Below are 11,205 nucleotides of genomic sequence, written 5' to 3' on the forward strand. Positions count from 1 at the left end.
GGTGACGCTTAACGCAATTCGCTAACAGCGATGTGGTCCATATCACTGAAGACTTGGTTTTCACCGACCATGCCCCAGATGAAGGTATAACGCTTAGTGCCCACGCCAGAATGAATAGACCAACTTGGTGAAATCACAGCTTGTTCGTTGTGGACTAACAAATGACGTGTTTCCTGTGCCTGGCCCATCATGTGGAACACCGCTGTTTCTTCGTCCATATCAAAGTAGAAATAGACTTCCATACGACGTTCATGGGTATGACAAGGCATGGTATTCCACAGATTGCCCGGAGCCAGTTTGGTTAAACCCATGGTCAGTTGGCAGGTTGGCAACACGTCAGGCACGATGTACTTATTGATAGTGCGACGGTTGCTGGTGGCATCATCACCCAATGTTTGCGGTGCGGCCTCTGCCAACGTGATTTTTTTGTTCGGGTAAGTGGTGTGTGCTGGCGCACTGTTGTAGTAAAACTTGGCAGGTTTTGTGCTATCGATACTGCTGAACTGCACCTCTTTCGCACCTTTACCCACATACAATGCTTCTTCATTGTTAATTTCATAACGCTGACCATCAACAACGATAAGTCCTGAGCCACCGATGTTGATAACGCCCAATTCGCGGCGTTCCAGAAAGTAACTGACACCCAGTTGTTTACCTACATCATCACCAATGCTGACTGCTTTACTGACGGGCAAAATACCCCCGACGATGATGCGGTCAATGTGGCTATAGGTCATGGTGTACTCATCTGCGGTGAATATATTTTCGATCAAAAATTCACGGCGCAAACCGGCAGTATCAAGCTGTTTCGCGTGGTCGCTATGGATGCTTTGGCGAACTTGCATGTCAGTACCTCTTTTACAGAACAGTATCTTGGTGGGTAAAACCCAACTCAGAAAGCAAGACCGGCTCAAACAAGCGCATGATGTCGACAATTGTTGCTGACAACCTGTACTGGTCTGATGTCTGACCGAGTGTTTCTTGTAATGCTGATGATGATAGTGTTTGCGGGAAGTTAATTCAATAAAAATGAAATGATGTTTTATTATTTTTTGAGGGATGTCATGATTTTTGGATTATTTATGGCTTATCTGCCAATTTTGCCCGTAGAATGGGCAGAATTCAGCGTGAAACTGTGACTACGCTACATCAGAAACTTATTCTGCATAATGAGGTGAGACAATGAAGATGTTCTTTATTAATGATGAAACGCCATGGGAAGAGTTAGGAAATGGCATTAAACGCAAAGTAATGACTTGGAGCGATGACCTGATGATGGTCTGCGTTCACTTTGACAAAGGTGCCATTGGTACTGCACACAAACATGACATTCATGACCAGATTGCTTATGTTGCCGCAGGCAGCTTTGAAGTGGAAATTGAAGGGCAGAAACGCATATTGAAAGCGGGTGATGCGTATCGTGCCGTGAAAAATGAGATGCACGGCGCGGTATCACTGGAGGATAACAGTATTTTAATCGACACCTTTAACCCTAAGCGAGATGATTTCCTCTAAAGGGTATTCGGGCGGTTGAGTCATTGGCTCCACCGCCCTCTATCATCAATACGGTAATATTACGTTATATCTTTTTTACTCAATTGCTCTAATGATTCCAACTTAATATCAGCCAATACCCAGCGTGGGTCTGCGCGATATTCGAGGGATGGGATCACGATAGAGCGCATTCGTGCTGCTTTAGTCGCAATCATACCGTTTACCGAATCTTCCAGCGTGACGCATTGTAGCGGATCGATACCGAGATCAGCCGCAGCATTCAGATACACCTCAGGGTGCGGTTTACTGTAGGGCAGGTATTCGGCTGAAACCAGACAGTCGAACTGATTTCTAACACCTAACATGTCCAGCACAAGCTCTTGCATACGGAGCGGGGATGCTGATGCCAGGCCGATTTTCAGCCCTTGTTGGCGGCAAAGGTCCAGTGCGTACTCAACGCCTGGCAGCACCGGGCGGGTCTCTTCGACCAGTTCTATCGCCCGAACAATAATCCGGTTGCACACTTCCGCCTGACTAGGACCCTGCCATGGCATGGCTTGGAACCAAAGCTTCACCACTAAATCGATACGTAAACCCAAGGTATCGGGTAATGAATCCCGTGAGGATGTATCCAGCCCAAGATTGGTGAAAATATCGAGTTCGGCCTGTAGCCATAATGGTTCCGAATCTATCAGCAAGCCATCCATATCGAAAATTGCCGCTTTAATCGGGTGAGGGGTTGCCATTTATCATCACTCCTGTGGTTTTTTTAGCTACGGGCTGAATACTTTATCATTAACTTAATGATAAAGCGCCGAATGAGCTAGGCTTGAATTTGTGTTAAGGGTGAGAGTTATAGCAAAAATTTTGCACAAAGAGCGAATGTAGCGGGTAAACTAGAGCTACATAAGTTGTGGTATTTACAAGGAGAAGTCATGACCTATCAACAGGCTGGGCGCGTCGCTGTTATCAAACGGATTGCAGGGTGGCTCGTTTTTATTCCAGCACTGCTGTCAACATTGATCTCAATTATCAATTTTGCCTATCAATATAGTCAAAAAAGCAGCGGGATTAATGCGGTCATGTTGGATTTTATCCATGTGATGACTGATATGATTCGCTTCAATACCACTTTTCTGGATGTTTTCTGGTTCAACTCGCCAGTACCTGATCTTCAGCAGGGTCTAACCGCCGCGAATATTATGTTCTTTATCATCTATATGCTGATTTTTGTCGGTTTGTCATTACAGGCATCTGGTGCTCGTATGTCGCGGCAGGTGCGGCACATTCGTGAAGGTATTGAAGATCAATTGATTTTGGAACAAGCCAAAGGTAGCGAAGGGCGCAGCCGTGAACAGCTAGAAGAGAAGGTGGTTTTACCGCATCACACCATCTTCTTGCAGTTCTTTACCTTATATATCTTGCCGTTAGTGATTGCGGTGGTGGGGTATTTTGTTCTTAAATTGTTGGGATTGATGGCTCAGGGGTGATTCTGTAGTAAGCAAACTGTAGTAAGCAAACTGTAGTAAGAAAGCCTTGCTGAGTGATAGAGATATATAGAAACAAGCCAGTGTGTGACACAGCATTCTGGCCTTTTTATTGTCTATTTTATTGATATATAAATAAATTAATGTATTGAAAGAATTTTACCAGAAAATGGTAGTGATACTCTTCTTGCACTCACACTATTTCTGATGTGATTCCCTTATGCTGTAGCACTCTCTCCTCTGTCATATCAGTAAAGTAATGAACGTTTTCATTTCCAAGAAAATGCGTAATTTTATTGTGTTAGCCCAAACAAATAGCATGGCGAAGGCGGCTGAAAAATTACACATGACGGCATCTCCTTTCGGCAAAAGTATTATGGCGCTGGAAGAATTGGTCGGTTATTCCTTATTTACTCGTAATGAGAAAAGTATCAGCCTCAATAAAGCAGGACAAGAGCTTTATCAGGAACTATTTCCTATTTATCAACGACTTTCAGCTGTAGATAACAGCATTGTGGCTATGTCACAGCGCCAGAAGAATATCGTGATAGGAATTGATAACACTTACCCAACCATCATTTTTGATCAATTGTTCAGTCTCAGCGATAAATACGACGGGATTACCGCTCAGCCTTTTGAGTTTAACGAAAACAGTGTGATTGATGACTTACTCGAAAGCCGTGTAGATTTTATTATCTCCCCGCAGCAAGCGTCACAACGTGTCACCCATATTGATACCCTGCAAGCCACGGAGCTTCCCTCTTTACGGCTCGGTTTTTTAGTGTCACGTCGCTTTGAGAATATCCAGGCGTTAGAGTTGTTGAATACATTGCCTTGGTTGCAAATGCGCTTCCAAAATAGGGCCAATTTTGAGGCTCTACTGGATGCGCATTTCCGTGCGATTGGCATTAACCCCACCATTATCTATCGCCCCTACAGCTTTATGGCAAAAATCAGTGCTGTTGAGCAGGGGCAGTTTCTGACGGTAGTGCCTCAGTTTGCTTATCGGTTAGTTAACCCCGCCAAGCTGAAATATTTTGATGCACCGAATCAGCCCATGTATATGCGAGAGTACCTATATTCGCTCAAGAATAATCATCACATCGAAAAAGTCATGGGCTATATACATTCAGACCGAGAGGGTGATTAAGGTGCCAACATTGAGCCAAATTCGAACAGATTTTGGTGCAACTGGAATGCTTGCGCCAGATTGTGATGCAAATGTCCGCCTTTGGCCTGTGCCAGATAGCGATGCAGGTAGTCACGATACATCGGATGTGCACAGTTATTGATAATCGTGGTGGCACGCTGCATGGGTGATAGCCCGCGTAAGTCAGCCACGCCTTGTTCGGTAACGATAACTTTTACGCTGTGCTCACTATGATCAACATGGGTACACATCGGCACAATGGTGGAGACCTTTCCACCTTTGACGATGGAGGGGGCCATAAAGATCGACAAATAGGCGTTGCGCTCAAAATCTGCACTGCCGCCAATGCCGTTGACCAATTCCGTACCGGCAACGTGGGTCGAGTTGGCATGGCCGTAGATATCAAATTCAAGCCCGACGTTAAGGGCAATAACCCCTAACCGACGAATGATTTCTGGGTTGTTAGAAATCTCCTGTGGCCGCAATACAATGCGGGTAGAGAAGAAATCCATATTGTCATAGATTTTTTTCAATGAGGCGGGGGAAACGGTCAAGCTGGAGGCACTTACCCCCATCACTTTTTCGGTTTCTAATAATTGAACCACCGACTCTTGTAGCACCTCTGAATACATCATAAACGGCGGAATATCTGGGTTTTCTCCCAGGCGTTTCATCACGGCGTTATTGATATTACCGACGCCGCTTTGCAGCGGGAGAAACTCTGGTGGAATACGGCCCAATTTGAGTTCATTAAGCAGGAAACTCACCACATTGTCGGCTATTTTTTCACATAGTGGGTTTGCGCTGTCCAGACTATTACCGGCATCCGGCAGTTCGGTTTCAACGATGGCAAAAATTTTACTCGGATCCACCTGTACATAGGGCTGACCGACTTTATCCAACGTATGGTAGATAGGCAGGGTATTACGCCGTGGTGGGGCACCGAGCATGATGATATCAGCCAGTTCAGCGACCCGTGGGCTGTGATAATGATTGAGTTCTATGATGATTTTCTTGGCTTTATGTAAAAAAATCGGGGCATTACCAATGCCGCTGCTAAGATACACCTTGCCATCAGCGGTGATCGCCGAGGCTTCAATAACCGCGACATCAATGTCGCCAAAGAAGCCATAGTTAACCATTTGCGCCACTTCACTCAGATGCAGGTCGACAAAACTGACCGCGCCCAAGTTGATTTTTTCCCGCAATAATGATGCGGTCTGATAGGGCGCGCGCCAGGCGATAGCGTCAGCCTCAGCCATTTCATCATCAGCTTTAGCACTAATGGACGCGCCGGTCAGTAAACGAATCTGAAAATCTTTTTGCTGCTGATGATGCGCTATTGCGCGCCGGGCTATGGCGGCAGGAAGCGCCTTAGGCGCTCCGGCTGGGGTAAAACCACTGAACACCACCATATGACCATGTTCAATACATTCAGCGGCTTCATCCGCGCTCATTATGCAATATGACCGTTTCATAAAGAAATCCTCTGGTTGAGAAGGTTTAATGCCCCAAAAAGGTAGGCTTACGCTTCTCCATAAATGCACTCATGCCCTCGAGATAGTCCTCACTATCGTAGACGGCACGCCGCAAACCTTGAATGCGCTCAAACTCATCTGAATTCATGGTGTGGGCTTCGCCTAAAACCCGTAGTTCTTCTTTAATAACGGCTATCGCCAGTGGTGCTTTTTCAGAAATGACGTGGGCCAATTTCAGTGTGAAATCCTCCAGTTCAGCGGGGTCAACCACATGATTGAGAATACCAACCGAAAGTGCACGCTGCGCGGTTATTGGCGCGGCAGTGAATATCAACTCTTTCACGATATGGAAGCCAGCATCGCGAATAAGGTTGTGGATACCCACCAAATTGTAGGGAACGCCCAGATTCACCGGTGTCATCGAAAAGGTTGAGGTGTTACAAGCCACAATAATATCTGAGCTCATGATCATCTCGAATGCACCCCCCCAAACGCTACCTTCGACCATTGAAATAATCGGTTTAGGATATTTTTGGATAGTTCGGGTGATTTGACGCAATGGATCATCATATGACAGTGGGTCCCGTCGGCCAGTGGGTAATTCGTGAATATCATGGCCTGCGGAGAACACTTTTGAACCTTCGGGCGCGCGGAGAATAATGCAGCGGATATCGGTATGATTGAGGTCATGCAGCGCTTGCATCAAATCATCAATAAACACCTTACTTAAGGCATTGAGTTTGCGTGTGTGGTTGAACTCAATAATACCCACCCGATTGGCAATCAACACTTTGACATACTGATAAGACATGGTTGTTCCCTTTAATTAATAATTTTTTGTGTAATAAAATGGGTTACGTCATTAATACCGGCTCGCGGCGAGATTTGATTTTGACGTAACAGATCTTCAATTTGTTGATAGTGCTGGCGGACCTCGGGGTGAGAAAACAGCATTGCAAGTGCATTTGCCTCTACCTGATGACGCACCCAACTAAGATTTTGTTGTTGGCGCAAGGTGGTGAGCTGCCCACTTTGCATCATGACCGGCCAAAAACGTTGTACTGCCTGCCACACTTCGCGGATACCGCGTTTTTCCAACGCGCTACAGGTGAGAACCCGTGGCTGCCATGCGGGATATTTACGGCGAATGATATGCAGTGCGCTGTGATACATATGGCGGGCGATCTCAACATTGCTATGGTTGTCGCCGTCATCTTTGTTAATCACAATAAAATCGGCCATTTCCATAATGCCTTTCTTAATGCCTTGTAGGTCATCGCCAGCACCGGCGATTTGCAAAGAGATAAAGCAGTCCACCATTTCAGCCACTTCGGTTTCAGACTGCCCAACGCCGACGGTTTCAACGATGATGACGTCGTAGCCTGCGGCCTCACAGAGCAAGATCAACTCGCGGGTACTCTGGCTTATCCCGCCGAGGTGGCCCCCTGACGGCACCGGGCGCACAAACGCATGCTCAGCGCGTGAGAGATTCAGCATGCGGGTTTTGTCGCCCAAAATACTGCCGCCACTGATCGGGCTGCTGGGGTCAACTGCAATCACCGCGACCTTATGCCCTTGTGCCAATAACTCTTCGCCTAGCGCCTCAAGAAAGGTGCTTTTCCCCGCACCGGGTGTGCCGGTAACGCCCAGCCGTTTAGCCTGACCGGTATAAGGCATAATGCGGTCTAACAGCCGAGCGCTTAATGCCTGATGTCGGGGGAGGCGGCTTTCTGCCAGGGTCATGGCTTGCGCTAATGCGGCTCGGTCTCCCTGGCGTAAACGGTGAACGTAGTCCTCCATATTGTCGATATCAATCATGGCGGCGGCTGATGAGTTGCAGAACGTCACGCACGCTAACGAGCATTGGTGTACCCGGCCCATAAATTGCTGCCACACCCTGTTCACGCAAGAAGGCGTAGTCCTGTGGCGGAATAACCCCCCCAGCCACCACCAGAATATCTGGCCGTGCATATTGACGCAGCGCTTCAATCAACTCGGGGATCAATGTTTTGTGGCCGGCGGCAAGGGAAGAAGCACCGATGACGTGAACGTCATTCTCCACCGCCAGACGGGCGATTTCATCCGGTGTTGAGAACATCGGGCTAAGATCGACATCAAAACCGAGGTCAGAGTAAGCGCTGGCAATAACCTTAGCCCCCCGGTCGTGGCCATCCTGACCCATTTTGGCAATCAGAATTCTGGGTCTGCGCCCATTTTCACTGAAGAACGTTTGGGTCTGCGCCACTATTTGATCAAATTCCTGAGCGTCTTTCTCGCTCTGGTGATAGCTGCGCGCAATGACACCGGTAACGCATTCGCTTGGTACCAGGTAGCGGTCAAATACCCTCTCCATTGCATCTGAGATTTCACCCAGTGTTGCCCGCAGTCGTGCAGCTTGAACTGCGGCTTCCAGTAGATTTTCATGGTTTGCCGCCGCATGACGCAGGTTTAGCAATGCTTGTTGAACCGCGCTGTTATCTCGCTCGGCGCGAATACGTTTAAGTTGCGCAATTTGTTCATTGCGCACTTTAACGTTGTCAATTTCCAACACCTGAGTTTCAGCTTCTGTCTCTAACTTATATTTATTCACCCCGACAATAACGCGTTTTCCCTGATCGATAAGTGATTGCTGACTGGCGGACGCCTCTTCAATCATCCGTTTGGGTAGCCCAACCTCAATGGCTTTGGCCATGCCGCCCACATCATCGATCTGTTTGATAATGGTTCTGGCTTGTTTCACCATTTGATCGGTTAATGACTCGACAAAATAAGAGCCTGCCAGCGGGTCAATGGTGCGGCAAATCGCCGATTCTTCCTGAATGATTATTTGTGTATTACGCGCAATGCGTGCTGAGAAATCAGTCGGTAGGCCGAGAGCCTCATCAAAAGCATTGGTATGCAAAGACTGTGTGCCGCCGAGTGTTGCGCCCAGAGCTTCGATGGTAGTACGAATAATATTGTTGTAGGGGTCTTGCTCGGTCAGGCTCCACCCTGAAGTTTGGCAGTGGGTGCGTAGCGCTAATGATTTAGGGTCGGTTGCGCCAAATCCACTGACCGCCTCACTCCAGAGGTAGCGTGCGGCGCGTAACATGGCGATGTTCATAAACAGATCCATGCCAATGCCGAAGAAGAATGAGAGGCGTGGGGCGAAGTCATCAATATTTAAACCGGCATTTAAGGCCGCTTTGATATATTCAATACCATCAGCAATAGTAAAAGCCACTTGCTGCACGCAGTTAGCGCCGGCTTCTCCCATATGGTAGCCACTGATGCTGATAGTGTTGAAGCGCGGCATATTTTGCGAACTCCAGGCGATGATGTCGGAAATAATGCGCATGGAGGGTTTGGGTGGGTAAATATAGGTGTTGCGGCACAGATATTCTTTCAGAATATCGTTCTGAATAGTGCCGGTCAGTAGCGCAGGCTCCACCCCTTGCTCTTCGGCCGCGACGATATAAAACGCCAGAATGGGCAGCACCGCACCATTCATCGTCATCGAAACAGACATTTTATCGAGTGGTATTTGCTCGAACAGAACCTTCATATCCTCAACGCTATCAATTGCCACACCTGCTTTACCCACATCACCAGAAACGCGTGGGTTATCTGAGTCATAACCACGATGAGTGGCAAGATCAAATGCGACAGAAAGACCTTTTTGCCCCGCAGCCAGATTTTTGCGATAAAAGGCATTTGATTCTTTAGCCGTTGAAAAACCAGCATATTGGCGAATTGTCCAGGGCTGAGCGGCATACATTGTGGCTCTTGGCCCCCTAACGTAGGGTGCAAGGCCGGGGAACGAGCCAGTGACCTCTAATCCATCAAGGTCACTGGCGGTATAAAGTGCTTTTACCGCAATACCTTCGGGCGTCTTGCTGATCAAATCTTCTATTTTTTTTCCTCGCTTGCTTAATTCTTTATTAGCGAGGTTTTCCCACTCACGCATATCCACCATTTGTCTTGCTCCCAATTACTGGCAATAGAATGCCTATCGAAGGCTATGAGATATTCCTCGACGAAGGCTTTATACCCGTCATACTTCAAACTGCATGTGTGTTGGCTGCCATCGCTACTCGGCCCATCCATGGGCCTCGCCTCTGCGAGGCCGCTGCAAGCAGCGTTCAAATCTGCTCCTGACCGATTTGTCACTCAAGTCATTGAGTTATCTCAACTCCTTGGGTTCATTTCGTTGCCGCCTTCCTGCAACTTGAATTATTTAGGGTATAGATTTTATTTAAGTAAGCGCTTTTTGCCGTGGGTTGTCGCGGGCAAAAAAGAACAGGGTGTCATGTCATTATTAGTCAGTGGGAATGCATCTAATCTGTGGTTTTGTTCATGTTTTTTTAGGAAAGGTGTCTTTCGTTATGAGATGTTGGTCATAAAAAAAGCACCCTTATTGGTTGGCTAGCCAATAATTGGGGTGCTATTTATAATAGGCGGGTTATTCGTGCTAACCAGCGAGCGGGTATCTCACTAAAAACGTTCGGGGTGCAGCAAATGTTCAACCGCTTTCTGCGCGTTAATCCAGTGTTGCCCGCCAAATAAATTACTGCGGTTCAATAAATAATAAAGCTGATAAATAGGTTGGCGCTCAATAAAATCGGCAGGCAGCGGCCAAACACGCTGATAACCATCATAAATTTGGGCGGGTAAGGCAGGGTAGAGCGGTAACATCGCAAGGTCGCACTCGCGATCTCCCCAATAACAGGCGGGATCAAAAATTACTGGCCCTTGGGCACTGGCAGCACAGTTAGCTGGCCATAAATCACCGTGTAGGAGTGAGGGCTGTGGCTGGTGGCCTTGTAAACGTGCTTGCACTAAGTCAGTTATCTGGTCGATATCACCAAAAGACATGCCTTTTTCCGCGGCTAACTGCAATTGCCAACCGATACGCTGCTCAGCAAAGAATTGCCCCCAACGGCGCTGCCAGCAATTAGGCTGCGGTGTGGTGGCCAGATCATTATCAAAATCCAGCCCGAATTGCAGTTGTTCGCTCCATTGATGCAGATGGGCTAATTGCTGTCCCAGGCAATAGGCGTTATGCGCATCGAGTGGCTTTAGGGGGATATACTCTAGTAACAGAAAACTGTAATCGCGATCGCTGCCCACGCCGTAGACTTCAGGGACTTGGACTGTTTTGCTGCGGGATAATAAAGCGAGTTGATCAGCTTCGGCGGTAAATATGGGTAGCATCTCGCGGGTATCGCATTTCACGAAAACCTCAGTCTCACCATAACTGAGACGCCAGGCTTCATGAATATCTCCGCCCGGTAATTCAGTCCTTTCCCTAATTTCAGCGGGACCGAGATATTCACCTAACAGACGATTCACTGCTTGCCACATGATTCACCCCCTATTAGCTGCCAGTTAAACCCTGTGAACTTGAAATTACAGGGTTGTTAGCGAGGTTAACTTATCCTCATCACTCGACTACATTAGCGCATCAGGATTAATGAGCCTAATCCATAAGGCTCATCCTGCGGGCTGGCATTAATGCTATTTAAATCGACTCCCGGCCGATTTGACATTCGCTGCTACCTGCAAGTCCAATGACTCTGGCTACAGATCATTAGGTTAGCGTCTTTATGGTGCGAAG

At 47.5% G+C, this 11,205-nt stretch carries 10 protein-coding genes; 3 read left to right on the plus strand and 7 right to left on the minus strand.

Features of this window, described 5'->3' with window-relative positions; all coding sequences use genetic code 11:
* Positions 1-8 precede the first annotated feature (8 nt).
* On the minus strand, positions 9-845 hold the full coding sequence (kduI, locus tag V1956_RS12275; protein WP_372559169.1) for a 5-dehydro-4-deoxy-D-glucuronate isomerase: 837 nt from the start codon (positions 843-845) through the stop codon (positions 9-11).
* 337 nt (positions 846-1,182) lie between these two features.
* Here kduI and V1956_RS12280 point away from each other — a divergent pair, with 337 nt between their 5' ends.
* Positions 1,183-1,515 (plus strand): cupin domain-containing protein, encoded by a 333-nt coding sequence (locus tag V1956_RS12280; RefSeq protein ID WP_032905805.1) that lies wholly within the window; start codon positions 1,183-1,185, stop codon positions 1,513-1,515.
* 59 nt (positions 1,516-1,574) lie between these two features.
* Here V1956_RS12280 and hxpB read toward each other — a convergent pair whose 3' ends face one another.
* A complete protein-coding gene (gene hxpB, locus V1956_RS12285) occupies positions 1,575-2,240 on the minus strand; it encodes a hexitol phosphatase HxpB (RefSeq protein WP_442825167.1) in 666 nt (221 codons plus the stop codon).
* Positions 2,241-2,429: 189 nt separating this feature from the next.
* Between hxpB and V1956_RS12290 the strand changes: the two genes are divergently transcribed.
* A complete protein-coding gene (locus V1956_RS12290) occupies positions 2,430-2,984 on the plus strand; it encodes a YniB family protein (RefSeq protein WP_083158671.1) in 555 nt (184 codons plus the stop codon).
* Positions 2,985-3,240: 256 nt separating this feature from the next.
* Positions 3,241-4,131, plus strand: coding sequence for a LysR family transcriptional regulator SrsR (gene srsR, locus V1956_RS12295; protein WP_442825168.1), 891 nt, complete (start codon positions 3,241-3,243; stop codon positions 4,129-4,131).
* Here srsR and V1956_RS12300 read toward each other — a convergent pair.
* The 5 genes from V1956_RS12300 to V1956_RS12320 form a co-directional block, all read right to left on the minus strand.
* On the minus strand, positions 4,128-5,609 hold the full coding sequence (locus V1956_RS12300) for a succinate CoA transferase (protein WP_442825169.1): 1,482 nt from the start codon (positions 5,607-5,609) through the stop codon (positions 4,128-4,130). The genes srsR and V1956_RS12300 overlap by 4 nt on opposite strands.
* A gap of 25 nt (positions 5,610-5,634) precedes the next feature.
* On the minus strand, positions 5,635-6,420 hold the full coding sequence (gene scpB / locus V1956_RS12305; RefSeq protein ID WP_083158674.1) for a methylmalonyl-CoA decarboxylase: 786 nt from the start codon (positions 6,418-6,420) through the stop codon (positions 5,635-5,637).
* A gap of 11 nt (positions 6,421-6,431) precedes the next feature.
* Complete coding sequence (meaB, locus tag V1956_RS12310; RefSeq protein ID WP_420071687.1) at positions 6,432-7,427, minus strand: methylmalonyl Co-A mutase-associated GTPase MeaB; 996 nt, start codon at positions 7,425-7,427, stop codon at positions 6,432-6,434.
* A complete protein-coding gene (gene scpA, locus V1956_RS12315; protein WP_420074819.1) occupies positions 7,420-9,564 on the minus strand; it encodes a methylmalonyl-CoA mutase in 2,145 nt (714 codons plus the stop codon). Before scpA ends, meaB begins: the two co-directional genes overlap by 8 nt.
* A 518-nt stretch (positions 9,565-10,082) precedes the next feature.
* Entirely contained in the window at positions 10,083-10,952 is an 870-nt protein-coding gene (locus V1956_RS12320; protein ID WP_420074818.1) for a fructosamine kinase family protein, read from the minus strand.
* Positions 10,953-11,205: the final 253 nt, after the last annotated feature.

It is taken from the genome of Yersinia sp. 2540 StPb PI, from assembly GCF_052217165.1.
GTDB lineage: Bacteria > Pseudomonadota > Gammaproteobacteria > Enterobacterales > Enterobacteriaceae > Yersinia > Yersinia enterocolitica_E.

What these genes read in the sequence shown, in the direction of transcription:
- hxpB (WP_442825167.1), bottom strand. Translation starts at nt 2,240, where the DNA reads ATGGCAACCCCTCACCCGATTAAAGCGGCAATTTTCGATATGGATGGC.
- scpA (WP_420074819.1), bottom strand. Translation starts at nt 9,564, where the DNA reads ATGGTGGATATGCGTGAGTGGGAAAACCTCGCTAATAAAGAATTAAGC.
- meaB (WP_420071687.1), bottom strand. Translation starts at nt 7,427, where the DNA reads ATGATTGATATCGACAATATGGAGGACTACGTTCACCGTTTACGCCAG.
- V1956_RS12290 (WP_083158671.1), top strand. Translation starts at nt 2,430, where the DNA reads ATGACCTATCAACAGGCTGGGCGCGTCGCTGTTATCAAACGGATTGCA.
- srsR (WP_442825168.1), top strand. Translation starts at nt 3,241, where the DNA reads ATGAACGTTTTCATTTCCAAGAAAATGCGTAATTTTATTGTGTTAGCC.
- scpB (WP_083158674.1), bottom strand. Translation starts at nt 6,420, where the DNA reads ATGTCTTATCAGTATGTCAAAGTGTTGATTGCCAATCGGGTGGGTATT.
- kduI (WP_372559169.1), bottom strand. Translation starts at nt 845, where the DNA reads ATGCAAGTTCGCCAAAGCATCCATAGCGACCACGCGAAACAGCTTGAT.
- V1956_RS12320 (WP_420074818.1), bottom strand. Translation starts at nt 10,952, where the DNA reads ATGTGGCAAGCAGTGAATCGTCTGTTAGGTGAATATCTCGGTCCCGCT.
- V1956_RS12300 (WP_442825169.1), bottom strand. Translation starts at nt 5,609, where the DNA reads ATGAAACGGTCATATTGCATAATGAGCGCGGATGAAGCCGCTGAATGT.
- V1956_RS12280 (WP_032905805.1), top strand. Translation starts at nt 1,183, where the DNA reads ATGAAGATGTTCTTTATTAATGATGAAACGCCATGGGAAGAGTTAGGA.